At 50.0% G+C, this 25,395-nt stretch carries 24 protein-coding genes; 10 read left to right on the plus strand and 14 right to left on the minus strand.

Features of this window, described 5'->3' with window-relative positions; all coding sequences use genetic code 11:
- Nucleotides 1-59: 59 nt before the first annotated feature.
- The 3 genes from ACTJJS_RS15340 to ACTJJS_RS15350 form a co-directional block, all read right to left on the minus strand.
- Complete coding sequence (locus ACTJJS_RS15340) at nt 60-2,492, minus strand: heavy metal translocating P-type ATPase (protein WP_440664348.1); 2,433 nt, start codon at nt 2,490-2,492, stop codon at nt 60-62.
- Nucleotides 2,493-2,494: 2 nt separating this feature from the next.
- Nucleotides 2,495-3,049, minus strand: coding sequence for a hypothetical protein (locus ACTJJS_RS15345; RefSeq protein WP_440664349.1), 555 nt, complete (start codon nt 3,047-3,049; stop codon nt 2,495-2,497).
- 109 nt (nt 3,050-3,158) lie between these two features.
- A complete protein-coding gene (locus tag ACTJJS_RS15350; protein ID WP_317166388.1) occupies nt 3,159-3,752 on the minus strand; it encodes a Crp/Fnr family transcriptional regulator in 594 nt (197 codons plus the stop codon).
- 170 nt (nt 3,753-3,922) lie between these two features.
- Here ACTJJS_RS15350 and ACTJJS_RS15355 point away from each other — a divergent pair, with 170 nt between their 5' ends.
- From ACTJJS_RS15355 to ACTJJS_RS15380, 6 genes are all read left to right on the plus strand, one after another.
- On the plus strand, nt 3,923-4,519 hold the full coding sequence (locus ACTJJS_RS15355) for a pseudouridine synthase (protein ID WP_440664350.1): 597 nt from the start codon (nt 3,923-3,925) through the stop codon (nt 4,517-4,519).
- Between the two features lie 165 nt (nt 4,520-4,684).
- Nucleotides 4,685-5,560 (plus strand): YicC/YloC family endoribonuclease, encoded by an 876-nt coding sequence (locus ACTJJS_RS15360; RefSeq protein ID WP_168870806.1) that lies wholly within the window; start codon nt 4,685-4,687, stop codon nt 5,558-5,560.
- A gap of 17 nt (nt 5,561-5,577) precedes the next feature.
- A complete protein-coding gene (locus ACTJJS_RS15365) occupies nt 5,578-6,066 on the plus strand; it encodes a gliding motility lipoprotein GldH (protein WP_440664351.1) in 489 nt (162 codons plus the stop codon).
- A complete protein-coding gene (locus ACTJJS_RS15370) occupies nt 6,063-7,082 on the plus strand; it encodes a sensor histidine kinase (RefSeq protein WP_168870804.1) in 1,020 nt (339 codons plus the stop codon). The genes ACTJJS_RS15365 and ACTJJS_RS15370 overlap by 4 nt, the downstream gene beginning before the upstream one ends.
- Nucleotides 7,083-7,144: 62 nt before the next feature.
- Nucleotides 7,145-7,855 (plus strand): response regulator transcription factor, encoded by a 711-nt coding sequence (locus tag ACTJJS_RS15375; RefSeq protein WP_078669614.1) that lies wholly within the window; start codon nt 7,145-7,147, stop codon nt 7,853-7,855.
- A 234-nt stretch (nt 7,856-8,089) separates the two neighbouring features.
- Nucleotides 8,090-8,902, plus strand: a complete 813-nt coding sequence (locus ACTJJS_RS15380) for a sensor histidine kinase (RefSeq protein WP_440664352.1) — start codon at nt 8,090-8,092, stop codon at nt 8,900-8,902.
- A gap of 8 nt (nt 8,903-8,910) precedes the next feature.
- Here the strand turns inward: ACTJJS_RS15380 and ACTJJS_RS15385 are convergent, their stop codons facing one another.
- The 3 genes from ACTJJS_RS15385 to ACTJJS_RS15395 all read right to left on the minus strand — a co-directional run bounded on the left by ACTJJS_RS15385 (nt 8,911) and on the right by ACTJJS_RS15395 (nt 12,546).
- Nucleotides 8,911-9,687, minus strand: a complete 777-nt coding sequence (locus tag ACTJJS_RS15385) for a tetratricopeptide repeat protein (protein ID WP_440664353.1) — start codon at nt 9,685-9,687, stop codon at nt 8,911-8,913.
- 17 nt (nt 9,688-9,704) lie between these two features.
- A complete protein-coding gene (locus ACTJJS_RS15390) occupies nt 9,705-11,654 on the minus strand; it encodes a BatD family protein (RefSeq protein ID WP_440664355.1) in 1,950 nt (649 codons plus the stop codon).
- Between the two features lie 190 nt (nt 11,655-11,844).
- Entirely contained in the window at nt 11,845-12,546 is a 702-nt protein-coding gene (locus ACTJJS_RS15395; RefSeq protein ID WP_168870799.1) for an SDR family oxidoreductase, read from the minus strand.
- Between the two features lie 96 nt (nt 12,547-12,642).
- Here ACTJJS_RS15395 and ACTJJS_RS15400 point away from each other — a divergent pair, with 96 nt between their 5' ends.
- Complete coding sequence (locus ACTJJS_RS15400; protein ID WP_440664356.1) at nt 12,643-13,338, plus strand: YjjG family noncanonical pyrimidine nucleotidase; 696 nt, start codon at nt 12,643-12,645, stop codon at nt 13,336-13,338.
- Nucleotides 13,339-13,397: 59 nt separating this feature from the next.
- On the opposite strand, the gene ACTJJS_RS15405 is transcribed toward ACTJJS_RS15400, so the two are convergent.
- The 5 genes from ACTJJS_RS15405 to ACTJJS_RS15425 form a co-directional block, all read right to left on the minus strand.
- Nucleotides 13,398-13,652, minus strand: a complete 255-nt coding sequence (locus ACTJJS_RS15405) for a hypothetical protein (protein ID WP_440664358.1) — start codon at nt 13,650-13,652, stop codon at nt 13,398-13,400.
- 27 nt (nt 13,653-13,679) lie between these two features.
- Nucleotides 13,680-14,333, minus strand: a complete 654-nt coding sequence (locus ACTJJS_RS15410) for a phosphatidylserine decarboxylase family protein (protein ID WP_440664359.1) — start codon at nt 14,331-14,333, stop codon at nt 13,680-13,682.
- Between the two features lie 127 nt (nt 14,334-14,460).
- Nucleotides 14,461-15,345, minus strand: coding sequence for a phosphatidate cytidylyltransferase (locus ACTJJS_RS15415; RefSeq protein ID WP_440664360.1), 885 nt, complete (start codon nt 15,343-15,345; stop codon nt 14,461-14,463).
- Nucleotides 15,346-15,411: 66 nt separating this feature from the next.
- A complete protein-coding gene (locus ACTJJS_RS15420; RefSeq protein WP_440664361.1) occupies nt 15,412-15,651 on the minus strand; it encodes a putative signal transducing protein in 240 nt (79 codons plus the stop codon).
- A 27-nt stretch (nt 15,652-15,678) separates the two neighbouring features.
- Entirely contained in the window at nt 15,679-16,629 is a 951-nt protein-coding gene (locus ACTJJS_RS15425; RefSeq protein WP_440664362.1) for a lysostaphin resistance A-like protein, read from the minus strand.
- Nucleotides 16,630-16,827: 198 nt separating this feature from the next.
- Between ACTJJS_RS15425 and dusB the strand changes: the two genes are divergently transcribed.
- Both dusB and ACTJJS_RS15435 read left to right on the plus strand, forming a co-directional pair.
- Nucleotides 16,828-17,895, plus strand: coding sequence for a tRNA dihydrouridine synthase DusB (gene dusB / locus ACTJJS_RS15430; RefSeq protein WP_168870792.1), 1,068 nt, complete (start codon nt 16,828-16,830; stop codon nt 17,893-17,895).
- 43 nt (nt 17,896-17,938) lie between these two features.
- Nucleotides 17,939-18,508, plus strand: a complete 570-nt coding sequence (locus tag ACTJJS_RS15435) for an NUMOD4 domain-containing protein (RefSeq protein ID WP_168870791.1) — start codon at nt 17,939-17,941, stop codon at nt 18,506-18,508.
- Between the two features lie 98 nt (nt 18,509-18,606).
- On the opposite strand, the gene ACTJJS_RS15440 is transcribed toward ACTJJS_RS15435, so the two are convergent.
- Nucleotides 18,607-21,897 (minus strand): DEAD/DEAH box helicase, encoded by a 3,291-nt coding sequence (locus ACTJJS_RS15440; protein ID WP_440664363.1) that lies wholly within the window; start codon nt 21,895-21,897, stop codon nt 18,607-18,609.
- A gap of 88 nt (nt 21,898-21,985) precedes the next feature.
- Between ACTJJS_RS15440 and proC the strand changes: the two genes are divergently transcribed.
- Entirely contained in the window at nt 21,986-22,783 is a 798-nt protein-coding gene (gene proC, locus ACTJJS_RS15445; protein WP_440664364.1) for a pyrroline-5-carboxylate reductase, read from the plus strand.
- Here proC and ACTJJS_RS15450 read toward each other — a convergent pair.
- Nucleotides 22,780-23,274: a SixA phosphatase family protein gene (locus ACTJJS_RS15450; protein WP_168870788.1), complete on the minus strand. Its 495-nt coding sequence runs from the start codon at nt 23,272-23,274 to the stop codon at nt 22,780-22,782. The two genes, proC and ACTJJS_RS15450, sit on opposite strands and share 4 nt — an antisense overlap.
- A 179-nt stretch (nt 23,275-23,453) precedes the next feature.
- Entirely contained in the window at nt 23,454-25,301 is a 1,848-nt protein-coding gene (locus ACTJJS_RS15455) for an amidophosphoribosyltransferase (RefSeq protein WP_168870787.1), read from the minus strand.
- Between the last annotated feature and the right edge of the window lie 94 nt (nt 25,302-25,395).

The following is a 25,395-nucleotide window of genomic DNA, read 5'->3' on the forward strand; positions in this document are numbered from 1 at the left end:
GTGTATGTTGTGTTGATAGCAAAGGTAGCGGCAACCACCAGGCACCGCAATGATATTGCTCAATCAGGAATATGATTTTTGTCAGACATTTCTCCTGATGCCTTACCAGCCAGCTTTTTGCCCTGCCACTCGCTGAGCAGGAAAGTCATCAGCACAATACTGATAGAACTGGCGGGCATTAATATGGCGGCTACCAGCGGAGATAAAAGCCCTTGTACGGCGAAGTAAAGGCCGGTGATATTATAAACGAGAGAGAGGATGAAACTGGCCAGGATAATACGTTTGTTGGCTTTGCACAGCTGCACGAACGATAACAATAAAGGCAGCTGTCTGGCTTCAAGGATGCCATCGCTGGCGGGTGTGAAATTGTTACTGTCTTCTGTAAGGGAGATGCCGATATCGCTCTGTTTCAGGGCGCCGGCATCATTCAGCCCGTCTCCTATCATCATCACCTTTTTTCCCTGTTGTTGCAGGGAGATGATATAAGCCAGTTTGTCCGCCGGTTTTTGCTCAAATAATAAAGTGGTCTCATGACCCATGAGCTTGCGCAGATTCATGGCTTCCTGGTCATTGTCCCCGGAGAGCACCGACATGGAATAGTGTTGCTGCAACTGCTTCAGCAACGGCCGGATACCGCTGCGGTAATTATTATGAATGGTGAACAGGCCGGTCAGTTTGTCGTTGATGGACAGGTATACGAGACTGCCGTCCACTTCATCCTTCAGGTGCGCACCGGTAAACTCTGCGTTGCCCAGCCGAATGAAATTACCTTCTACCCAACCAGACACGCCTTTGCCGGTAACATCACGGAAATCACCAACGGGCATCCTGGTGTTGGTGTTGCAGTAAGCGGCTACGGCTTTGCTCAGCGGGTGAGTGGACTGTGCAGCCAGGCTGGCGATGAGGCTCTCCTGAAAAGGAGTAAGCGTATCACCGTAATATTTGACATCGCTGCCGGTCTTGCCGGTGAGGGTACCGGTTTTGTCGAACACGATATGCGTGGTATTGGCAAGGTTCTCTATGGCCTGCGCATTGCGGAGATACAGCTGGTGCCTGCTCAGGATACGCAGGATATGGCCGTTGGTAAAAGAAGAGGCGAGCAGCAAAGCGCACGGACAGGCAATGATCAGGATGGCGGTAACGGCGGGCCATATACGGGACGGGTCATGCAATGCCCAGTAAGTGGCACTGAGCGCGGCTATCAGCAATACCACCCAGGTGAAATTGCGTCCCAGCAGGTGTACAAAGGACACGTGTTTTTCTTCTTTGTTCTTCAGCTCATCACGGTTCCAGAGACTGGTAAGATAACTTTGCGCTACTTCCTTGATGGTCAGAATTTCGATGTTTCCTTCCAGCTGCCGGCCGCCTGCGTAGATGATCTCGCCCATGGATTTATTGACAGGCGTGGCTTCCCCGGTCACAAAGCTGTAGTCGATCAGCGCTTTTCCCCGTACAATGATGCCGTCTGCCGGCACTAGTTCATTGTTGTGGATGAGTAAAGTGTCGCCTGTTTTGATATCGGGTAACGCCGTAGGGACTTCCTTTTCGTCGTGTATAACGTTGACGGCTATAGGGAAATAGGCGGTATAGTCCCGGTCGAAAGACAGGCCCTGGTAGGTTTTGTCCTGCAGGATACGGCCTATCAGCATAAAAAACACGATGCCGGACATGGAGTCGAAGTAGCCGGCCTGCCCTTGTGCGACGTCCGTCACGCTTCGGATAAAAGTCACTACAATGGCGAGCACAATAGGTACGTCGATATTAAGGAAGCCGTGTTTGAGGCCGCTCCACGCGGATTTAAAGAATACCTGCGCGCTGTAGAAGAACACCGGTAACGCCAGTACGAGGTTCATATACTGGAAGAGCCGGTTCATGCCTGCGTCGGTGTGGCCGCTGCCGGTAAAGTATTCCGGGAAACTGAGCAGCATGATATTGCCAAAGCAGAAGCCGGCTACGCCCAGTTGATAAATGAGGTTGCGTTTGATGCCGGGCTTCTTGTGCTGGAGGTCCTGAAGACTGATGTATGGCTCGTAACCGATGGCGGTCAATACTTCCGCAACGTGCCGCAGGGAGGTTTGCGCTTCGGAGAAAATGATCAGTGCTTCTTTCTTGCTAAAGTTAACGGTTACACGCTGTATGCCTTTGTCGAGCCGGTGGAGGTTCTCCAGCAGCCACAGGCAGGAGCTGCAATGTATATGCGGGATGTAGAAACTGACGTGGGTCTGGGTTTCGTCCCTGAACTGTATCAGCTGTTGTTGTATTTTTTCATCTTCCAGGAAGGCGAATTTATCTTTTCTGACAGTAATGCGTTGATTTACACCAGGTTTGTCATTCAGGTCATAATATTCACACAGGTCATACTGGTTTAATATTTCGTAGACCAGTTTACAGCCTTCGCAGCAGAAAGTTTTGTCCTGAATGGTGATGTCCTGGTGGTGGCAGTCTTCCCCGCAGTGGTAGCAGGTTACTTGTACGTCAGAATAGGTGGCCATGATTAGTCGATGCTTACGGTGTTAAGAATTTCATCCTGATGGATAACGATGGTGTTGGCAGGCAATACGGCCGGATACAGGATGTTTTGTGCGATATAGTGCCACTGTTGCAGCAGTTGCTCTACCGTGTACATATCACTGAGGCATATTTTATAAGCGGGGCTCCAGTGGCCTTGCAGCAGGTAGTTGCCGGTTACCTGGCGCAGCTTCTGAAGCAGCAGCATAATTTTATCGAACGATAGCCGGATGCTGTCGTAAGCCGTGGGTTTCAGGCTTTTGCGACCTTTTTTATGGATGGAAGCGTTGCGGATGACCGGAAAGATGAGGGCCGTTTCTTTGCGTATCAGTTGCAATATTTCGGTCTGCATTTTAGCGAAGAGCAGTTGTTCCAGGTCTGCGGTGGCCGGGGCAGTCGGGTCGTCCTGCCTTTCCAGGTTAAACCAGGCCATGACCTCTTCCGCGGTACGTTCTATGGGTATATGGAACTTGCTGACGATCACGTCGCAGAGCGCGGCGGGAGTCAGTTCGTGAAAGTTAATAATAGCATATGGATGCATGGATGGATGGTATTTTTGATGTTACAAAAGTACCAGTACCCCCATCCTTGTGGAATGATATGTATCAAGTCGGTGTATGATATTTGTCAGTACCTGGCCTGAACGGTTGCTAGTCCTGGAGATTGGCGGTCTTCACGATTTGCTGGAGGTCGAGGAGGCGTATTTTTTTACCTTCCAGTTCTATCATGCCATCTTTTTTGAATTCAGAGAGCAGGCGGATAGCTGATTCGGTGGCGGTGCCTACGAGGTTGGCTATTTCTTCGCGGGAGAGGCGGACGCTGAGGGTATGGCCGTCTTCTTCCACGCCGTAGGTTTCTTTGATGAAGAGGAGTGTTTCTGCGAGTCTTTCGCGCACCGGTTTCTGGGCGAGATGGGTGATTTTAAGCTCGGCTTTGCGCAGTTCGCTGGACAGGATGCGCATCATTTCAAAAGACAGGGAGGCGTCTTTCTGCAGGATGCTCATGAAAAGGTCTTTGGGCACAAAGCAGATGGAAGAATCTTCCAGTGCTGTGGCAGTGGCGGTATAACGTTCATTGCTGAGCAGTGCTTTATACCCCATGATGTCACCGGCTTTTACCAGGCGGATGATTTGTTCGCGGCCATCATCACCACTGTGGGAGAGCTTTATTTTCCCGTCGTTGATACAGTAGACGCCAAATGGATAGGCGCCTTCATGGAAGATCACCTGGCCTTTTTTGTACACAGAGCATACTTTGGCCTGGTCAATCTGTTCCAGATTGCACTGTTCCGCCTTGCAGAAAATGGAGGAAAAACGGTCCCTGCAATGTTGGCAAGCAGGATTTTGTATTGTGCTACCCATATCAATCTGCAAAAGTACTAATTTACAGCTCCTTAACCAAAGCAAATGCGGACGTGTCGTTAAATTATTATGTAATTTATAAGCCATATGAGGTGCTGTCCCGGTTTACCCCGGAAGGAAACAAATCCTGCCTGGCAGATTACTTTAAAGTGCCCCGGGATGTGTATCCGGTGGGGCGACTGGATTATGACAGTGAGGGATTGTTGTTGTTAACGAACGACAAGTCATTGAATAACAGGTTGCTACTGCCACAGTACGCACATGAAAGGGAGTACTGGGTGCAGGTTGACGGGGCAGTTACGGATATGGCCGTGCGCCAGTTACAGGAAGGTGTGGACATTACGGTAGACGGCAGGCTTTATCACACAAAGCCCTGTTTTGCCGAGATCTTTCCGGAAGAACCATTGCTGCCGCCGCGCAATCCTCCTATCCGTTTCCGCAAAAACATTCCGGCGCCCTGGTTGCGGATGATATTGCAGGAGGGAAAGAACAGGCAGGTGCGTAAGATGACGGCGGCCGCCGGCTTTCCTACGTTGAGGCTTGTCCGTTACAGAATGGAGGAAATCACCATAGAAGGCATGCAGCCGGGAGACATGGTGCAGTTGAGCCGCAATACCGTTTATAAAAAACTCCGCTTGCAGGTATCCTGATTTGACAGGATTTGATTACTTTAATGTTCCCGGGACTGAATCCATGGGCTAAGATGTTGAATGCGGATATCCTTTGGTCAAAGCCGGGGAAATATCAAATAACCACTTGTCAATATTAGCAAATCCACAAATTTTAACTAGGTTTGTTGCCTACAAATATCTATTATGCTGAAATCAATGACTGGCTTCGGAAGGGCAGAAAGCGCGAGAGGCGAAACAAGTATCGTGGTTGAAATCAAATCGCTGAATGGAAAGCAGTTTGAGGTGAACCTGAAAATATCGCCCCTGTTAAAGCCCTACGAGTTTGACATCCGTTCGCTGATGCAACAAACCCTGCAACGCGGGACACTGGATGTCAGCATCAACATTCGTCAGAATGGTGCAACGCGGCCGGTTGTGATCAACACAGACCTGGCTAAATACTATTACCAGTCTATTACGATGCTGGCCAACCAGCTGGAGCTGCCACAGGGCGATATGCTGAACGTGCTGATGAAACTGCCGGAAGTGGTAACGCCATCTACCGACCAGCTGACTGAAGAAGAGTGGAAAGATGTGGAAGACACCCTGAAGGAAGCGCTCACCGACCTGGACATTCACCGTCAGGATGAGGGCCTGATGCTGAAAGCAGACCTGCAAACACGCATTGATAATATTGAACAATATTCCGTTAAAGTCCGCGAACTGGACCCGCTCCGGAAAGACCGTATTCGTCAGCGACTCGAAGGGCTGCTTGCCGAACACGTGGGAAAAGACAATGTTGACGGCAACAGGCTGGAACAGGAACTGATCTTTTATCTGGAAAAACTGGATATCTCTGAAGAGCTGTCCCGCCTGGAAAACCACCTCCGCTACTTCCGTGAGATCCTGAAAGAAGAAGATCCTGCCAAAGGAAAGAAACTGGGCTTCGTGCTGCAGGAGATAGGCCGCGAAATCAATACCACCGGTTCCAAAGCCAACGACGCCGGTATCCAGCAATGGGTAGTACTGATGAAAGATGAACTGGAGAAAGCCAAAGAACAAGTATTAAACGTTTTATAGTAAGGCGTATACCGTATATGAAAAGACTATTTGGGGTAACCGCAGGTTTACTTTTACTGGCTGCAGCCTGCAAGCCGTTCAAAATGGATGCCTACGAAAAGAACCAGGAGATACCGGGACATGACTGGGCTTACGGCTATAAACCTGCTTTTGATGTGAACATTCTGCCGGAAGATACTGCTACCCTGTTTGATATTTACGTGAATGTACGCCATAGCGATGCCTACCCCTATAGCAATATGTGGCTGCTGATAGGCACCAAATATCCGGACGACAGTATTCCCAAAGAACAAAGGGTGGAACTGCCGCTGGCTGATATCAATGGCAAATGGCATGGCAACGGTATCGATGATATTTTTGAACACCGGGTCCTTATCCAGCAAAAAGCCCTCTTCAACAAACCAGGCACCTATCATTTTACATTTGAACAAAACATGCGGCAAAATCCGCTTCCCCATGTAATGAATATAGGTCTGCGGATAGAGAAAGCCGGCAAACGGCCATGATGAGAAAATTCTTTAATAAAATGCAGGAAGGACAGTCAGTTTCCTTCATTTACCTGCTGGTACTGGCTTATACTATCGTCGCTCTCATCTGGTGGGGCGTGCTGCTGTTCAGACAAAGCGAACAGATCAGTCAGTTCGAAAAACAAAACCTCTCCCTGCGTATTGATAGCCTCGCCCAGCCGGTAGAACACCAGCTGGAATTTCAACGGATAGAAAAAGACGCTCATATGCGGTCTTTTAAATATGTTGGAGAAGGTGCCATTTTTTTAGGGATCATTCTGCTCGGCGCGCTCTTTGTATATAGAGCGGTCTGGAAATACATGAAGCTCAGCCGGCAGCAGCAAAACTTTATGATGGCCGTGACACATGAGTTAAAATCACCCATCGCTGCCGCCAAACTGAACCTGGAAACCATCCGCAGACATAGGCTGGATGAGGAAAAGCAGGCCAAGCTGATAGATAATACCATCCGGGAAACCAACCGGCTCGACCAGCTCTGTAACAACATTTTGCTGGCAGCACAGCTGGAAACCCACAACTATCAACTGTTTAAGGAGCCGCTCGACTTCTCCGCCTTGCTGGAAGGGAATATCCGGGAACTGCGCAACCGCATCGCAACGCATGTCATAAATGCAGACATTCTGCCACATGTATGGCTGGAAGGTGACAAACTGATGTTGCAGATCATCCTCAGCAACCTGGTAGAAAATGCGGTGAAATATGCTCCCCGTAACTCCACGATCACGGTACGCCTCTTTGAATCCGGCCATCGCCTGAAATTGCAGGTGTCGGATGAAGGCCCCGGGGTGCCCGATGAGGAAAAGGAACGCATCTTCATGAAGTTCTACCGCCTTGGCAATGAAAACACCAGAAAAGCCAAAGGCTCGGGATTAGGACTGTTTCTCACCGCCAAGATCGTTGAACAGCACAATGGCCTGATATGGGTGAAAGACAACCAGCCTGCCGGCGCCTGCTTCGAGATAATGTGGCAGGAATATTCCGTGCAAAGAGCGTAAATTAGTTGACGGATTCATGCTTCGGCAAGTCCGTGATTTATAGTCACATCAAACGATAACACATGAAGGAAGCGACCAAAGCATCCATATTACTGGTGGAAGACGAGGAGAACCTACAGGAGGCGCTGAAGCTCAACCTGGAACTGGAAGGATATGAGGTGACCGCCGTAGACAATGGTACCGCTGCCCTGAAAGCAGTAAAAAACGAATATTTCGATCTCATCATACTGGATATCATGCTGCCGGAAATGGACGGCATTGCTGTATGCGAAAACATCCGCATCCAAAACAATGAAGTGCCCATCCTCTTCCTGAGCGCCAAAAACAGCAGCGCCGACCGGGTGCTGGGCCTCAAAAAAGGCGGTGATGACTACATGACCAAACCCTTCAACCTCGAAGAGCTGCTGCTCCGCGTAGAGAAGCTGATCGTCAAAAACAAAAAGATACAGGATAAAGACAGCGTGCCCAATGTGTACCGCTTCGGCAATAATATGATCGATTTTGCCGCACAGGAATGCGTAGGCAAAGACGGTAAACACTATGAACTGAGCAAGAAAGAAGCCATGCTGCTGAAACTGCTGATCGAAAATAAAGGCGAAGTTGTCACCCGTGAAAAAATATTGCAGGTAGTTTGGGGATATAACGTATACCCCACTACGCGTACCATCGATAACTTCATCCTCAACTTCCGTAAATATTTTGAGGAAGACAGCCGCAACTCCAAGTACTTCCACTCTGTAAGAGGCGTAGGATATAAATTCACCGAAGCCTAGTCATTATGGGATTTTTTGATTTACGATTTTTTGATTTGAAGGACACCAGAGCAGTCTCAATCAAAAAATCGCAAGTCAGAAAATTCCTAAATTGAAAACCACTTTTCCGCAATTTCTCCCCGATTGCCTGTAAAAACCTGCCTCCGGATAATTCCCGCTTCCCCAAAGGAGTGTTTTGACCGATATTTATTGGACTGATCAGAAAGACGTTCAACTTTCCTGTAAACCTTAGTCGTGGTACAACATTTCATTGAAATAGTTTTGGCTGCGGGATGGCCGTATTGGCTATTTTTTTTGTTAAGTCTCCTTGCCATTGTAGTATTTTTTATCCGCCGGGAAAAAAGAATTAGAAGAGCCTCAGCGAAAGAAATAACCATACAACACACCTTAATCAACCTGGAACTCCATGCTTTCCAGGCACATATGGACCCGCATTTTATATTTAACAGCCTCAACGCTATCCATCATTATATCCTTACCACCAGTACGGACATGGCCTCGCTGTACCTCACCCGCTTTGCCCGGCTGATGCGCCTCATGATCAGTAATTTCAACAAAGAGTGGGTAACACTGCAGGAAGACCTGGAAGCGCTGGAACTCTATATACAACTGGAGCAGCTTCGTTTTGACCAACAGTTTTCTTATCAAGTGAGGATTGTGCAGGACGTGAATTCCCAGAGTACCCTCATCCCTCCCCTGATCATCCAGCCTTATGTACAATATGTGATCTGGCACCGGTTACTGATGCGCCCGGAGAAAACCGGCGGACGCCTGGTGGTCCATATCGGGAAAGATGATGACCGGCTCTATATCCAGTTGGAAGACAACGGCATTCAGGCCAGCGAATTACTGGACGATATCGGCGAGCGCCAGGCTGCCGGTATCGACATCGCCGCAGAACGGCTGTATATGATGAGTGAGAAATATCAGATGAAAGCAGGAATTCAGGCGCAACAGCTGTTTGATGAAACCCGCCGTCCCAATGGCAACCGGCTTACCATCAGCATGGAGCACATGTTATCGCGGCACATGCCGCTGGCGGTATAACTCCCGCCCTACAGCCGCTTAATCCAGGCGCAGCTGATCCATCCGGTTTTACCGTCGGCAAGCGATATCTTACAGAAGTCTTTGGTAGCATCTGCAATATGTACTTTCATACCTTCCTGTACTTCAAAGGCATCCTTACTATTATCGTCCGGCGCCGTTTTTACTTTGATATTGCTATGCGTGATAATACCTGCCTGGTGGTTGTTGGCCACCGCATAAGTGTCTATGGCCATTACCAGATAAAGCGTAAACAAGGTCCCGAGCGCATAATTGCCCCAGCGGAGGAATTTGTTTTTCCAGCCGGGCAGGAAGGTATTGAGCATCACGCCGGCTATCACCAGCCAGAAAAAAACGATACATCCAACGGCCCAGCCATTGGGCTTGTGCAGCTGCTGAAGCTGCCGCCACCACTGTTGGAAGAATACTAACGGTAACTCATCTACGAAGCCGTTAACTTTTTGATTCGCAAGGGCCAGGTTGTGTTTGGCGGCTTCATCGCGGGGCGCCAGTTGCAGGGCTTTTTCGTAGTTAAAAACCGCCTCTCCTGTTTTGCCGGCTTTGTAGTAGGCATTGCCAGCGTTGAAATACAGTGCTTTTATAGTGTAGCCTTCATCTATCAGTTGTTGATAGGCGGCCGCGGCTTCTGTGAATTTGCTTTGCTGATAAAGGCTGTTGGCCGCATCAAAACGTTGTTGCGGGAGTGCCTGCTGTGCCCTGAGGATGCTGCCGGTTAACAGCAGGACGGCCAGTAACAGGGCTGATTTAATATGTTTATATCCGGGCATACTACCTTTTCTCTTGATTAATTTTTGAGTGCGTCTTCCAGGTTGCTGATGATCGTCACCGCTTTGGAATAGGTGCCTTGCATTTTATCGTTGTTATGGGCCGGGGCATACAAGGCCACTTCGCAGTTGTCGATCAGCTCAAACAGGTCGCTGGTATTGGTGCCGTTAATATGACGGGCGGCCAGTTTATCCTGTATCAGTTGTTTGCTCAGGTCTGCGAAAGGAATTTTCAGTTTGTGGCTGAGATAACCCCAGACGGCGCGTGACGTTTCTTCATAGAAAGCTTTGTCTTTGCCTTCTTTGAGGTAACGGGCGGCCAGCTCCAGCCGCTTCAGCGCAACTTTATTGGCGTAGCGGTGTTTCAGCAGGGCGGCATTGGTGGTATTGTAATCTTTTCTGCGTTTGTAGAAGACGACGGCGCCGGCGATAAGCAGCGGCAGCGCCAGCAACACATAAAACCAGGGACTGATGATAAACCAGCTGCGGCTTCTGGTCCATTGCTGGATACCTCCGTCTATTTTCACCAGTTCGTTTTTGCCTACGCCAAAATCATGTTTATCTTCTTTTACCCGTTTGCCTTGTGTGATGTCGATCACAAAAGGCTCAGAGCGGAGCGTCTTGTAACTGTTGGCTGCCGGATCGAAGTACGAAAACTCGACGGCAGGAATGGTATGTTTGCCTGCTTCCTGTGGCATGAGCACGTATTCAAACTGCCGGCTTCCGGAAAGCGGGTTGCTGTTTTTCTCGATGTCGTCTGTCATTTTGGGATCGTACTTCTCAAATCCGGAGGGTACGTCCACTTTGGGAGCATTGAGCAGGTTTACGTTGCCATGGCCGCTGATGGTTACTTTGAGCGTAAGGGCGTCGTCGGTGCTGAGGGTGGTTTTATCCACTACAGCAGTCATTTTGAAGCTGCCTACTGCGCCGTTATAGCTGAGCGGGCGGCCTTCCACCGGCAATGGTTTTACGTTGATCCTGATCGGATTGCTCTGGATTTTATAGGGAACATCCTGGTACTCCACTTCCGGCCGGTTGAAAAAATCGTCGAAGAACGGGTCTTTGAATGCCGGATCGTTGAAGAAATCTTCAAACGGGTCGCGGCCACGGTTGCGTTTCCCGTTGCCCACCAGTTTTACGAGCCGCACCTGGTTGTCCACTTCTACCGGATCTAATTCCAGTGTGCCGGACTGCAGCGGGAACAGCAGTGTCTTACGGATGGTGAATACTTTATAGGGGACGCCGTTGATGCGCTCTTCCGTTGCCTGCGGCGGATTGGGAAGTTCTATGTCTTTTGCGGAAAATCCTTTGAATGCCGGTACTTTGGTGACGCTGGAGTTTGTCGGGAGCCGTGTATAGAGTTTATACGTGGCCGTTAGTTGGTCACCTTCGTAGAGGTTGGTTTTATCTACGTCTACTTTAAGGAAGATGTTTTTCTTCAGTTTTTCGTTGATGTCCTCCCCCTTTTTGAGGATGCCGTCAGACAGGTCTTCGCTGATGCCGCCACCGCTTTGGCCGCGGTGCTGGGGCACCATCTGTTGCGGTTGTTGTTGCGGTTGCTGTGCCTGGGCGTTGCCCTTCCGTACTTCAATGAGTACCGGGTTGGACTTGATGACATTGCCGTTTACCCTGGCCTGTGCGCCGGGAATGGTGAAGCTGCCCACATGTTTGGGCTGCAGCACATAGTTCAGTGCAAAATACTCGGAGCGGCGACCGTTGAAGATGGATTGTCCCTGCATTTGTGAAGGGCCTTGCAGTACTTCAAAGTCTTTAAAACTGGGTGGTGTAAAGCTGGTGATGTTGGTCCCGTTTTCCAGCATGAACTGGATCTGGAAAGGTTCGTCCAGGGTAACGGAATTGCTGCTCACGCTGGTGGTAAAGCGGAGATCTTGTGCGCTGGCACAAACGACCAGCCCTAAGCAACACAAAACAGAGAAAATGTACTTCCTTATACTAAATCTGTCCTTCATAGTTATGTCAACAAATTTAACCAAACCCGCTCCGGAAGCGGTGTCAACTGCCGTTAAAACTTAGTTAAAAGATTATATATATCCAATTACGAATTACGAATTACAAATTACGAATGTGGGTTTCTTAGTGGAAGGACTGTTTAGGAACCTTTTTATAAACATGCCCTTAATTCGTAATTCGTAATTGTTTTTAAATATCTCCTAACATGGGTCTGAGCTGTATTTCTTCAACGACAGTCTGTTTGGCCAGTGTAAAGGCTCCCCATACTACGCTGGCGATATCTTCGGGGGGCATCATCCTGTCCGGCGGCGCTTCGAAGCCGTCCCAGGAGGCGGTGAGCGTAGGCCCGGGGCTAACGGCGGTCACCCGCACGTTGTGGGGCATCAGCTCGCGGCGCAGGTTTTTGGTGAATCCGAGCAGGGCATATTTGGTGATACTGTAGGAGCCGCCGTTGGGATAGGCATGATGGCTGGCGGTGGAGCACATATTGAAGATATGGCCGTTACGTTGGGCTATCATGAGGGGCAGCAGTTCGCGGGTGAGGTGGTAGGCGCTGTAGACATTGACGGCCATCAGCTTTTCAAGCAGGCCATCAGCTTCTTCATGAAGGGCGCCGGGGATAAAGATGCCGGCATTGTTGACCAGTATATCCACGGTAGACCAGGTGTCTTTAATTTTCTGTGCAAAAGCCATCACCTGGGCTTTATCGCCCATGTCTACAGATTCGGCGATGACTGTTACAGCGGGGTTCTTCTCCTGAATAGCTGCCTTTGCAGCGGCCAGCGCGTCTGTATTCCGTGCACAGATGATCACGTTGAAACCTTCTGCTGCCAGTCTTTCTCCAATAGCCTTTCCGATACCTTTGCTGGCACCTGTTATAACTGCGTTCATAATTTCTTCGATTAAAGTGTTAAAATAGTGAATTTTGGCTGAATGACCTTAGTCTGGAAACCCCATCTGTCTGGTATTTTGTACCTTTGCCGCGTTATGAGATATAAACATCTTTTCTTTGACCTGGACCATACGCTCTGGGACTTTGAAACCAACGAACAGGAGACCTTGCTGGAACTTTTCAACAGTCATGGACTGGCCAACCGCGGAGTACCATCTTTTGAAGCATTTTCAGAATCTTATGTCGGGCACAACGAACGGTTATGGGACCGCTTCCGCAAAGGCTTCATCAACCGGGCAGAACTGCGTGATAAACGTTTTCGCCTCGCGTTGCTGGATTTCAAGATCGGTGATGAGAAGCTGTGCCAGGCCATCAGCACAGAGTTTCTGGAGATACTGCCTAACAAAAAGGCGCTGTTTCCCGAAACGAAAGAAACGCTGGACTACCTCGCTGCCAAAAACTACCCGATGCACATGATTACCAACGGGTTTGAGGAAACGCAGCTGTTGAAGATGAGGAATGCAGGAATTGAACACTATTTCACCCATATTGTCACCTCCGAAGTGGCTGGCAGCCTGAAGCCGTATGCTCCGATTTTTGAGTATGCCATGGCCAAAGCCGGCACTACTGCGGCGGAAAGCATTATGGTGGGCGATGCCATGGAGTTGGACATTAAGGGGGCGCATGGTGTAGGCATGGACCAGGTCTATTTTAATCCGGCGAAACCACCGGTAGATTTTACGCCGACGTTTACCATCGGACATCTAAAAGAACTCAGAGATATTCTGTAAAAAAGAAACGGGGATTTCGATTATCGAAATCCCCGTTTCTTTTATAAGACAGCGTGGTGTTACTGTGCCTTCCTGATAGCAGCGGTCCTGAGGCTGGCAGTGCGGGAGGGCTGTAAACAGCAGCTTTTTTTCGTTTTGTTGCGGGCCGTAGAGTCCTGTTGACACTGCATCATCTTCGCTGTGCCGCAGGGCAGCGGTTTGTGTGCTGTTGCCGTGGCCTCTTTGGCGGGCGCCTTTTGGCCAGGTTTATCCTGAGCGGTGGCGGCCCCTGTGGCCAGGAGTAACATTGTCAACGCAGTCAAAACATTTTTCATACGGTCCGGTTTAAGTCTGTTAATATACTAGATTTTTGCGATCACGGTCTGTCCGCCTTTTACCACTTGCTCCAGTTTTACGGCCACTTCTGTGCCTATAGGCAGGTAGAGGTCCACACGGGAGCCGAATTTGATAAAGCCCATTTCTTCGTTCTGGCTTACCTGCATGCCTGGTTTGAGGTAGTTAACGATCCTGCGTGCGAGGGCGCCTGCGATCTGTCTTACCAGGATATCTGCTTTCTGGTTGCCGATTACCACAGAATGCCTTTCATTTTCTGTAGAAGATTTCGGATGCCATGCCACGAGGTATTTACCAGCATGGTACTGGGACAGCTTCACGGTACCGCTGATAGGGTTGCGGTTCACGTGTACGTTTGCCGGGCTCATAAAAATAGATACCTGCAAGCGTTTGTCCTGGAAGTATTCCGGTTCAAAAACTTCTTCAATCACCACCACTTTACCATCGCAGGGAGAGATCACCAGGTTGTCTCCGGTAGTATACTGTCTGGCTGGTACACGGAAAAAGGATACGATAAAAAGGAAGAACAGGATGGAAAAGATCAGGACAGCATAGCTCACTGCCGGGATAGAGCCCAGCCAGTAAAATACTGCTCCGTTGATCAGTGCCAGTACCAGGAATACCAGGGAAATGGTAGCAAATCCTTCACGATGGATCTTCATTTGTTTTCTTGTTTGTTAGATTTTTATATATATCCCGGCTTTCGCCGGGATGATTAAGCAAAGTGCAAATTTACTTCAGAAATACTTTTTTCTGTCAGATGAATATAAAATATTGATTATGTGTGTGCTAAGACATCATGAAGGCATGTACATAAATCCAGGCGAACGGGGTGGCCAGCAGCAGGGAATCGAAGCGATCGAGGAAGCCGCCATGGCCGGGCATGATATTTCCGGAATCTTTGACGCCGGCCATGCGTTTGAGCCTGGATTCCAGCAGGTCGCCGATGGTGCCGAATACGGCTGCGATTCCTGCCAGCACCAGCCAGTGCTGCAATGACAGATATTGCTGGCCCCAATAGTAACCATATACGCCGGCGGCGGCCACGGCCAGTATCATCCCTCCCACAGTGCCTTCGATGGTTTTCTTAGGGGAAATGGAAGGAAAGAAAGGCGTACGGCCTATGAGAGAGCCTACAATATAGGCCATGGTATCATTGATCCAGATAAAAATGATAAGCAGCAAGGGAATTAGCCAGCCGGGGGCTGTGCCTACGTTCTCCGGCGTATAGTGGATATCGATGGCATTGAGCCGGATATTGACCAGCAGGCTGAAGGGAACGACCGCATACAGCAGTCCCATGCAGGAATAACCTACATTACGGGGAGAGAAGTCCTTGTCCAGTAATATTTCACCGAGGGGCAATACCAGCAGGAAAATAATGGCGATCCACCATCCGATGAAGCCGGAGGAAATGCCGCCCAGCTGAAAATATTCCCCGGTAAAAGACAGCATGATGGCGCAACCCGCGATAGTCACTCCCCAATTGTGCCAGGAAGGGATATTGTTGTAGCCGGTGTCTATCAGGCGCATGAGCTTAAAAAACTCCTGCAGCGCAAAGAAGCTGACCAGGAAAAAAAGCAGAAAGAAGGTAAAGGGACTCCATAAGATACCTCCCAGCATCACTGCCACAAACACCAGCGCAGAGGCAGTGCGGGTAAAAAAAGTCTTCATTATGCGTAGTTCTGTTAATGATTCTGAACCGCAAAAGTGTGCAAAATTACCCTGCGGAGCAAATTGCTATTCCGACACCTGGTCGCCGGTGGGAAGATTGTTATGATTGTGCACAAGGTCCCTTGCTACCTGTTCTTCTTTTTCGTGCACATACAATTCCACCTGTCCGGGGAGGGTAATGTTGTAGGAAGATGACTGACGATTGATCAGCACCGCTGTGACACCGTTGTCTGCCAGCATACCTTTTACTATCTCCGCTTCAAAGGGACGGTCACTCGAAAATATTTTCACCCAATCTTTTTCCATGGTAATAACGTTTGTCTCCTCGGTAAATTACTGATTTTCATCCACACCGGTGTCGTCTATTTGATCGTTGTCTGCCTTTTGAACAGGGGCTGTCATGAGCATGGGCGTGGATTTCTGGCGTAGTGCCCACAGCAGGCCGATGGAGACCACAAGGCTGAACAGTGCGATATACCATTCTACCGGCGTGTCTTTGGTGGGGTCGGTCTTAATGATGCCCTGCTGGAACAGGTATATCATCACCACCAGTGAGCCGTTGTTGAGTATATGGGCAAAGATGCTTAACCAGAGGTTGCCGCTCAGCACGTAGATGGCGCCCAGCACAAAGCCCAGCACTACCCGGACCATAAAGCCGAGCATTTCAAAATGGATGAAGCTGAAAAAGACAGCGGTCAGGAATACGCTGAGCCATACCCTGCGGGTGCTTTGGATGAGCAGGCGCTGGAATACGCCGCGGAAGAACAGCTCTTCTGCTATGGCAGGCACAATGGCCATTAACATCAGGTTAACGAAAAGGTCTTTGACAGATGGCATGCGAAGCATCACGCCCACCAGTTTTTCGGCTTGTGCCTGCATATCGCGGGCTGCCTGCGGTACGTTCCAGGTCTGGTTCCAGTTGTTCAGATAGCCGCCAAACCAGGTGATGCTGTACATGGCCATCAGCGCCAGCAGTATCTGAAGGGCCCGCGGGGCGGGCTTCAGGCCCAGATAACTGCCTGGATAAGGCTGCCACAGGTAGGCAAAAAGGGCTGCCGGCACCAAATAAACCACAATGGAATATAAAAACTGTGTAATTTTCAGATAGCCGATAAGGTTAGGGTCCTTAATATCCCCGTTTTGAAGGTCCAGCAATGAATGACCAGTCAGCGGTTCCATCAGCAACATCAGGGCTGTATTGTATATCAGCATAAAGCCGATAAAGAAACCGAAAAAGGTAATAAACTGTAAAGCGGGTGGGGACTGTTTCAGATAACCGGTCATAAATACTTACTGTATTAATTTTGCGTAAATTTACATCGTGAAATCCAGTTTGCAGTGATACCTGGTGATCTCCGTCATCTTTTTATGTATGCTGCCTGCTTACCTCCGGGAGTAAGGAACTGTCACTTCCCGCTGTGAAAAAGAGTAATATAAAGTATAAAAATAATAACTGCGGTCTGGCACCGTGGTATTTAACTTATGGTGAAGATAGGAAATATAGAATTGGGTGAATTCCCGCTGTTGCTCGCTCCCATGGAGGATGTAAGCGATCCGCCCTTCCGTGCGGTCTGTAAAGATAATGGCGCAGACCTGATGTATACCGAGTTCATTTCTTCGGAGGGGCTTATCCGTGATGCCATCAAAAGCCGCCAGAAACTGGATATTTTCCCTTATGAGAGACCGGTAGGCATCCAGATCTTTGGCGGAGATGAGGAGCCAATGGCCATGGCCGCCCAGATAGTGGAAACGACCAATCCCGACCTGCTGGACATCAATTTTGGCTGCCCGGTAAAGAAGGTGGTTTGTAAAGGCGCCGGAGCCGGCATCCTGAAAGACATCCCTAAGATGGTAAAGCTGACCGCAGCAGTGGTGAAAGCCACCCGGCTGCCGGTAACCGTAAAAACCCGCCTCGGCTGGGACGACAACACGAAGAACATTGAAGAGGTGGCAGAGCGGCTGCAGGACGTGGGCATACAGGCGCTGACCATTCATGGCCGTACCCGCACCCAGTTGTATAAAGGCCATGCAGACTGGACTTTGATAGGAAAAGTGAAGAATAATCCCCGTATCAAAATTCCGATTTTTGGTAACGGTGACATATGTACGCCGGAACAAACGATAGCAGCCCGGGAGAAATTTGGCGTAGACGGGGTCATGATAGGCCGCGCCGCCATCGGTTATCCCTGGATATTCCGGGAGATAAAGCATTTTATGAAGACGGGCGAACATTTGCCGCCTCCAACTGTTTTGGAAAGAGTAGAAGTCTGCAAAAAGCATCTCCGCCAGTCCGTGTCCTGGAAAGGTGATATTGTGGGAATCCTTGAAATGCGCCGCCATTACGCAAATTACCTCAAAGGACTGCCCCATATAAAGGAATTCAGGCAACAATTAGTAACTTACAAAACATTAGCTGAAATAGAAGACGTATTAGACGCGATTGTTTCACAATACAAGGACCACATTTTCGAAAGGACATCTCCCCCACTAGCTGAACAGAATTTTCTACCGGCTGATAATGAAATGGCTGGTTGTAACGTTTACGTCTAAACGGACTAACCCCATCAAAACAAAAATTATAAATTACTTTCACATGACCACAATTAAAAATCTGAGAAATGAAGTCTGGAAGGACTTACAGATTAAAAACAAATCTGCCCTGCGTAAGAGATACGCGGTTTCAAACATGGGGAGAGTGATCAGTTATCATGAAAGTACAGAAGATGGTAAGCTGCTCACGGGTTCTACCGTGGAAGGCTATACGGTTTTGAATGTAAAACCTGCGGACAGCTACCAGTCACTCTACCTGCACCGGGAAGTGGCCAAGCTTTTCAACAAAAGACCGGGACGTGCTCACAGATATGTGATCCACCTGGACTATGACAAGAAAAACAACAAGGCCAGCAACCTCAAATGGGCAACCAAAGAGGAAATGGAAGACCACCAGCAGAACAGCCCGGCAAAACTGGCTTACAAGGAGAAACAGCGTAACCGCCTCAAAGGCCTGAAGCTGAACGTGACCAAAGTGAAGAGCATCAAGCGCTTACTGAACAAGCCTGGTAAAAAAACCATGAAGCAGATCGCTGAACAGTTTGATATCAGCGAAATGCAGCTGTACCGTATAAAAAGCGGTGAAAACTGGTCTCACGTAACACTGGATTAACGCCTGGTTTACCAGGAATGATCATATATGATGTTGTCTGACTATGGCCATACAACGTGTGGCCATAGTTGTTAGGTTACTTTTTCGATTTAGCTGTTTTACAGGCTGCCCCTGACCATCTCACCCAGTACCTTCCGGTAGTGCGGGCTCCGGCTCAAAGCCGGTTCATAGCCCAGCAGGACCACCTGTTTTCGTGCACGCGATAACGTTACCAGTAACTTACGGTCTACCTCTATATCTGCTTCATCCCATGTGAAACTACCCAGGCATTGCAGGGTATCCACCTGTGCGGCATGATAAACCGCCAGGGACACGATAATAATATCGTTTTCCGATCCCTGAAAACGCTCCACCGTGTCTATGTTCACCTGTTGCAGGGCCTTGTCTCCCGCCAGTAACTCCCGTATCAGGCTGATCTGGGTGCGCCATGGTGTGACCACTCCTACCGTATCCCGGTTAAAGGAATCGCCATACTGCAAACGGAGGTACTGTAACAGGGAAACAACCCGCTCAGCTTCCGTCTGGTTCATTTTGGAAGTGGCCTCGTAAGGGCTGGGAATAAATATTTTCCTGCCCAGGGTCAGTATGTGCCGCCATGGGACTCTGTCCGGACAAGCGGCCGGATCAAAATCCGCCCGTTGCTGCTCTCCGCCCGACGCCAGTTGCCCTGCATAATAGTGATTCACCAGGCTGGCAATACTTTCGTGCATCCGGAAATGGGTGTTCAGCATTCCCCATGCATGGCGCCACTGCGCCTGCTTGCAGCGGTGCATCAGTCTTTCAAAGATGGAGCACCGCAGGTCACGTATGCCCAATTCCAGCAACAGCGGGTCTTTTACCCGGCAGAAAGCGGCTTCCTGTGTAACCACGGGCGGCAGCTGGTTCTGGTCGCCTATGAGTATAAACTTGCGGAAAGGCATCAGCAGCCCTAACAGCTGCGGCTCTGTAAGCTGTGACGCTTCGTCAGCGATCAGCGTGTCGGTGGGAATGCCCATCATCACCAGTTGCTCCAGCCGGGTGGCCATTGTGGCGACTGTTGCCACAAAAACGCGATGCCCGGTGATATATGCCCGCGCATCGTCCAGCGAGCCTTTGAGGCAGAGGTCCCGCAGTTGCCGCGCACTTCCGGTACTCCTGCCACCAAGCCGCAAATATGCAATCTGACGGGCTTCCAGCTTGCTGCAAATCTCGTCTACTGCTTTATTGGTGAACGCCACGATCACTACATGGCGTTGTTGTTTGATCATCTCTCCCACTATCGTGGTAAGCAAAGAGGATGTTTTGCCCGTGCCCGGAGGCCCCTGTAACAGGTAGTAGTCCTGCGCCTCCAGCGCCTGCTGCACGATCTTTTCCTGGTTGGCATTGAACATGGCAGGTGCCGGAAATGGTAAGGGGTGCCAACGGGGTATTTCCAGCCCGAGCAACATGCGGACACGCTGTGCATTTGCCGGCGACAGCATCTGAAACAGCGCAGACGCCGCCATCCAGTAATTAGACTCATAGATATCATGCTCAATGACCCATTCATCAAACTGCCGGAAGAAATCCAGCGTCATCTGCCGGTTGTTGAGTGAAAAGGTGAGCGTATCTTTTGCCAGGTCATCGATGCGGCCCTTAAGCAGCTGTTGTTGTAATGGCTGTAACCCCGCGCCTGTGCGGGGGTAGATGACTGCGGTATCGCCAGTGCGGAAGTTGTGGCTAACGGGACCGGCTATATCAAAAAGCACGGCGCTGTTCACATGGTCAAACTCCCTGAAACGTAATCCGGGAATAATATTAAAGCGGGCGGCCTTTTCCGCGGCCGTCTGCAGCCAGAGTGCGGAGAAGCCGTCGGCGTCTTCTTCCCGGTCCGTTTCGGAATACATGCCGCATTTGGCCTGCAGGTATTCCCGCAGTACAAAAGACAGGTACTGTTTATAATAGGCTTTGGCTTCTTCGCTGGCGGAATACCAGGCTTTTTCAAAGGCAGTGAAATGTATGGCGCTGAAAGGAGGCAGCCCGGTGGCGGCCGTACCAGTGATGGAAGACAGCACGCCATACTCCTCTCCTGCCAGCCGCAGCAGCATGGCCACCACCTGGTTACGCAACAACATCAGCTCATTTTCAGTGCGGTGCGTACTGCTGACGTTGCGGAGCGGATTAGCCGCAGCGGCCGAATACAAAATCGCGGAACTGCCTTTGCGTTGCCGGCCGAAGGCGGAACGTAACAGCAGGTTGTACCCTACTACCTGCATTTCATGGTTTTTCCAGGTATTAAAGTCAGGCGCTTTCCCGCTTTTTAACTCAAAAATTTCTTTACGGTGCGGGTCCTCATTGTCTTCGGTCATGAGGTCCAGCCTTCCCTGCAGGCCATAGCGGGCAGAGAAAAAGGTAGGCTCTATCTGGACCGGCTTATCGCGCAGGTCCCGGACGGTGGCCTGAAGGTTGCCCCAGTGGTGCTGCCGGATGTCGCGGAACATTTCATTGAGCTGCTCGCGCCCATAGGCGGCCGCCTGTAGCACGTTTTCGGCCACCGCTTCCACAAAGGATGTTTTTACGTCCACTTCGCTGTTACGCAGCATCTCATCCAGCAGGGCATTGACGAGGTTTCCCTTGAAAGCGGCCGGGGAAGCCTGATGGGGCGTCAGTTTCCTGACGAGGTACAGCAGATGGTTAGCGCCTTTGTGCGTAAAGCATTCTGCGAGGTCGCTGATATCGATGAGCAGGTCCGGTTCCAGGATGATCTGGCTTTCGGACGCCGTCTGATATTGATGTGGGTTATCTCCCTGCCGGCAGTGATGTACCAGGATGGTGTCGTATGGGCGCAACAGGGGATACAGGGCCACTACGGTCTGGTCATCGAGTTGATCGAGCAATAACTCAAACGTGCCCTGTTCATCGTTTTTGGCGGTGATGGTGAAAGTATGTGAGCCTTTATCATTCAGTGCCAGCGGGCTGGTGCCGGTGACCATACATTTCAGCAGTGGTATATCGGAAGGATGATGCTGGTACGATAGGGAGAGGCAGATACCGCCGGTGTCGCGGAACAGCAGCCGGATGCTTTCCGGCTCCGGTTCCTGATAGGCCCAGGCCACCGCTTCGGCGAGCGCTTTAATGCAGCATTGGTGCTCTTGTTCCTGCAGGGGGAACATGCCGCTGGTGGCCCTGTTGGTGAGGATGCGAAGCGCTGACAGCGGTTGCCGGATCTCTGGGGGCACTGAGTGTTTATCGAAATAAAACTGCATACGCGCAAACAGGTTGCCGAAAGACCGAGTTTCTTCGCGTGTAAGATCGCGAAACAGGGTTTCCAGTATCTGCCGGTACTGGTGGATTTTTTCTTCCGGGCTGGTTGAATGATGCGCTTCTTTTATCCTGGCGAAAAAAGCTGCTGCCTTGTGTGTTGCCTGCATAGTTGCAAGATAACGAATACGCACGGTTTGCATCAGTGGCGCAATTGTTATACCTTCCGTAGGATTTTTATCTGAAAAAATAAATGTTATGTCAGCCAAAAAAATAGCCATTATAGGCGGGGGAAATCTGGGCTCGGCGATCGCGCAGGGATTGGTGAAAAGCGGTTTTTCCCAGCCGTCCGATATTACTATTACCAAGCGAAACACCAGTACCCTGGCCGATCTGAAAGCTGCCGGCGTGCAGGTGGAAACAGACAACGCGAAAGCTATCCGGCAGTCGGAGGTGATTGTAGTGGCGCTGAAGCCCTATAATGTGCGGGAGGTGTTGCAGGAACTGAAAGCAGCATTCGACCCTGCGAAACATATCCTGATCAGTGTGGTGACCGGCGTCAGCATCGCTGACCTGTCGCATATTGTACCGGACCTGCCACTGGTGCGGGCCATGCCCAATACAGCGATTGCCATACAGGAGTCTATTACCTGTATTTGTGCCGCCAATGCCAGCGAAGAGCAGTTGCGTTATGTAAAGACCATGTTTGACCAGCTGGGCGCGACTGTCAGCATTGATGAAAAGCTGATGGACGCCGCTACCGTGCTGGGCGCCTGCGGTATTGCCTTTGCGTTGCGCTTTATCCGTGCCAATATACAGGGCGGTATCGAGATTGGGTTCGATGTAAGAACAGCCAGCCTGATTGCTGCGCAAACAGTAAAAGGCGCCGCTGAGCTGTTGATCCGGGAGAACCGTCACCCTGAAGAGGAAATTGACAAGGTGACTACTCCAAAGGGCTGTACTATAGCTGGACTGAATGAAATGGAGCACCAGGGCTTCAGTTCATCACTGATAAAAGGCATTAGTACTTCTTATAATAAGATTGTGAAGGGTTAGTTGTTACGGGGGTAGTCGAAGAAGAGGAATTTTTTGCGGGCGAGGTCAAAGTCTTTCCAGCTGTCGGTATCGGCCTGTATGGCAAAGATGCCGGTAGTGGGCACATTATCGATGCGGATTTCTTCAGTGAGATAATTGGCAAAGTCGGTGATACCGGGATTATGTGCGAAGATGGCCACCGCGTTGAAGTCGTCATCTATTTTTGTGATCACTTTGAGGAAAGTGGACGCATAACAGAGGTAGAGTTCTTCTTCGAGCAGGATCGCCTGTTTGGGATAGTGCCATTCTTCAGCCATGATTTTGGCGGTAGTGCGGGCACGTTTGGCCGGGCTGGCGATGATCAACTCGGGGACCATGCCTCTGGATACGAGGCGCTGGGCCATTTCCGGGGCGTTTTGTTTTCCCCGCTTGTTGAGCGGCCTGTCAAAATCGTCCATGTCCGGATTGGTCCAGCTGGATTTTGCATGACGGATGAGTAAGAGTGTTTTCATGGGCTGAAAACGGTGATTTACCGGAACGAAAATAAAGATTTTACAGGAAGTTAATGTGTTAGGAGAATAAAGCCAGCCGGAGAGGGATGATTTAAGACAAAATTAACACGGCAGGATACAACTAAAAAAGCGAAGATCAGTTGCTGATCTTCGCTTTTTTTATGATGATGAGTCTTGATTTAGTAGCCTCTTTCATTTTTGCCTTCCATGAAGTTCATGAAGGCTTTATTTACCACGCGGTTGCCGCCGGGGGTAGGATAATCACCGGTGAAGTACCAGTCGCCCAGGTTATTGGGGCATGCCTCGTGGAGGCTTTCAATGGACTGGTAGATGACTTCCACTTTGGCGCCGATACCTTCAGGAGTGAGGATTTCCGCAATTTTAGCGGAGATCTGTTCCGGCGTGAAGGGTTTATAGATATTTTTCACCACGTTTTGCGCGTGGAGGGTGTTGGTGCGTTGTAACTCTTTGCACAGGCCGTAGGCTTCCTGGAGGATATGTTCCTTGCCATGATCTTTCAGCAGGGCTATGGCAGCCTGGAAGGCTACGAAATCGCCCATTTTGCTCATATCGATACCGTAGCAGTCGGGGTAGCGGATCTGCGGAGCAGAGGACACCACGATGATGCGTTTAGGGCCGAGGCGGTCGAGCATTTTGATGATGCTTTCGCGGAGGGTGGTGCCGCGAACGATAGAGTCATCGATCACCACTAGAGAGTCGATACCGGGTCTTACCGTACCGTAGGTGATATCGTATACGTGTTGTACCATTTCATTACGGCTGGAATCTTCCGTGATGAAGGTGCGCATTTTCACGTCTTTGATAGCGATTTTATCGATGCGGATACGACGGTTGATCATTTCATTGAGCTTCTCCTCGTCGTAGTCTTTGTCCCAGGAGAGGATTCTCTCCACTTTGATTTTGTTGAGATAGTCTTCCAGTCCTTTTAACAGACCATAGAAGGCTACTTCCGCTGTGTTGGGGATGAAGGAGAAGATGGTATTTTTCAGATCGTTGTCGATAGCTTTGAGTACGGTAGCGGACAAGTTACGGCCGAGGGAGGTACGCTCCTTGTATATTTTTTCGTCATTACCGCGGGAGAAGTAGATCCTTTCGAAGGAGCAGGCTTTGCGTTCTTTCGGTTCGAGGATCTGGTCGATGCTGTATTCGCCGTTTTCTTTTACGATGAGGGCGTTGCCGGGCATCAGTTCGAGCACTTCATTTTCGCCTACGTTGAAGGTGGTACGGATAGCGGCTCTTTCAGAAGCGGCCACGATCACGTCGTCATTGACATAATAGTAGGACGGACGGATGCCGTGCGGATCACGGATAACGAAGGCGTCGCCGGTGCCGATGAGGCCACACGCGTGGTAACCGCCGTCGAACAGGGAGAATGCCTGTTGCAGGATATGTTTAACGTCGAGGCCGTTGCGGCGTTCTTCATCTTCCTTGGAAAGGAAGTGATGAACGGTTTCGAGCATGGCAGCGAGGTCAGAATTCTTGTGAACTTCACCGGGGTTTACCTGAACAAATTTGAAGAGCTCATCGGCGTTTACCAGGTTAAAGTTGCCCGCCATGGCGAGGTTACGGGCGGGGATGGTGTTGTAGCGTACGAACGGGTGGCAAAGTTCCACGTTGTTTTTGCCCTGGGTGGCATAGCGGAGGTGTCCCATCAGGTTTTCACCAAGGAACCGGATGTGTCCTTTCAGGAGGCCGGGATATTTGGTGATTTCGGGTTGATATTTTTCGATTTCCTGGATCTCTTCCCGGATTTTACTGAAAACATCGCCGATAGCTTGTGGGGCGGCGCTGCGAATCCTGTGCATGAAGGGAACGCCGGGCTCCGTATTGAGTTTTACTGTGGCCACACCAGCGCCGTCCTGGCCTCTGTTGTGTTGTTTTTCCATGAGCAGGTACAGTTTGTTGAGCCCATAGAACACAGTCCCATATTTTTGCTGGTAATAAGAGAATGGTTTTCTTAATCTTATGAATGCCAGGCCGCATTCATGTTTGATCGCATCACTCATCGCTGAAATTTGAAGACGCAAAGTTACGCCAAAAAAATACGAAATACGAATTGTGCGTGTTGAGCGGTGGGAAACGGGGTGGGCAGGCTGTCAG

Source organism: Chitinophaga sp. 22308 (genome assembly GCF_052045305.1).
Lineage (GTDB): Bacteria > Bacteroidota > Bacteroidia > Chitinophagales > Chitinophagaceae > Chitinophaga > Chitinophaga varians_A.

Bases quoted from the DNA above. Each gene is read 5' to 3' on its own strand.
- ACTJJS_RS15340 (WP_440664348.1), bottom strand. From the start codon at position 2,492: ATGGCCACCTATTCTGACGTACAAGTAACCTGCTACCACTGCGGGGAA.
- ACTJJS_RS15345 (WP_440664349.1), bottom strand. From the start codon at position 3,049: ATGCATCCATATGCTATTATTAACTTTCACGAACTGACTCCCGCCGCG.
- ACTJJS_RS15360 (WP_168870806.1), top strand. From the start codon at position 4,685: ATGCTGAAATCAATGACTGGCTTCGGAAGGGCAGAAAGCGCGAGAGGC.
- ACTJJS_RS15365 (WP_440664351.1), top strand. From the start codon at position 5,578: ATGAAAAGACTATTTGGGGTAACCGCAGGTTTACTTTTACTGGCTGCA.
- ACTJJS_RS15370 (WP_168870804.1), top strand. From the start codon at position 6,063: ATGATGAGAAAATTCTTTAATAAAATGCAGGAAGGACAGTCAGTTTCC.
- ACTJJS_RS15375 (WP_078669614.1), top strand. From the start codon at position 7,145: ATGAAGGAAGCGACCAAAGCATCCATATTACTGGTGGAAGACGAGGAG.
- ACTJJS_RS15385 (WP_440664353.1), bottom strand. From the start codon at position 9,687: ATGCCCGGATATAAACATATTAAATCAGCCCTGTTACTGGCCGTCCTG.
- ACTJJS_RS15390 (WP_440664355.1), bottom strand. From the start codon at position 11,654: ATGAAGGACAGATTTAGTATAAGGAAGTACATTTTCTCTGTTTTGTGT.
- ACTJJS_RS15395 (WP_168870799.1), bottom strand. From the start codon at position 12,546: ATGAACGCAGTTATAACAGGTGCCAGCAAAGGTATCGGAAAGGCTATT.
- ACTJJS_RS15400 (WP_440664356.1), top strand. From the start codon at position 12,643: ATGAGATATAAACATCTTTTCTTTGACCTGGACCATACGCTCTGGGAC.
- ACTJJS_RS15405 (WP_440664358.1), bottom strand. From the start codon at position 13,652: ATGAAAAATGTTTTGACTGCGTTGACAATGTTACTCCTGGCCACAGGG.
- ACTJJS_RS15410 (WP_440664359.1), bottom strand. From the start codon at position 14,333: ATGAAGATCCATCGTGAAGGATTTGCTACCATTTCCCTGGTATTCCTG.
- ACTJJS_RS15415 (WP_440664360.1), bottom strand. From the start codon at position 15,345: ATGAAGACTTTTTTTACCCGCACTGCCTCTGCGCTGGTGTTTGTGGCA.
- ACTJJS_RS15420 (WP_440664361.1), bottom strand. From the start codon at position 15,651: ATGGAAAAAGATTGGGTGAAAATATTTTCGAGTGACCGTCCCTTTGAA.
- ACTJJS_RS15425 (WP_440664362.1), bottom strand. From the start codon at position 16,629: ATGACCGGTTATCTGAAACAGTCCCCACCCGCTTTACAGTTTATTACC.
- dusB (WP_168870792.1), top strand. From the start codon at position 16,828: ATGGTGAAGATAGGAAATATAGAATTGGGTGAATTCCCGCTGTTGCTC.
- ACTJJS_RS15435 (WP_168870791.1), top strand. From the start codon at position 17,939: ATGACCACAATTAAAAATCTGAGAAATGAAGTCTGGAAGGACTTACAG.
- ACTJJS_RS15440 (WP_440664363.1), bottom strand. From the start codon at position 21,897: ATGCAGGCAACACACAAGGCAGCAGCTTTTTTCGCCAGGATAAAAGAA.
- proC (WP_440664364.1), top strand. From the start codon at position 21,986: ATGTCAGCCAAAAAAATAGCCATTATAGGCGGGGGAAATCTGGGCTCG.
- ACTJJS_RS15450 (WP_168870788.1), bottom strand. From the start codon at position 23,274: ATGAAAACACTCTTACTCATCCGTCATGCAAAATCCAGCTGGACCAAT.
- ACTJJS_RS15455 (WP_168870787.1), bottom strand. From the start codon at position 25,301: ATGAGTGATGCGATCAAACATGAATGCGGCCTGGCATTCATAAGATTA.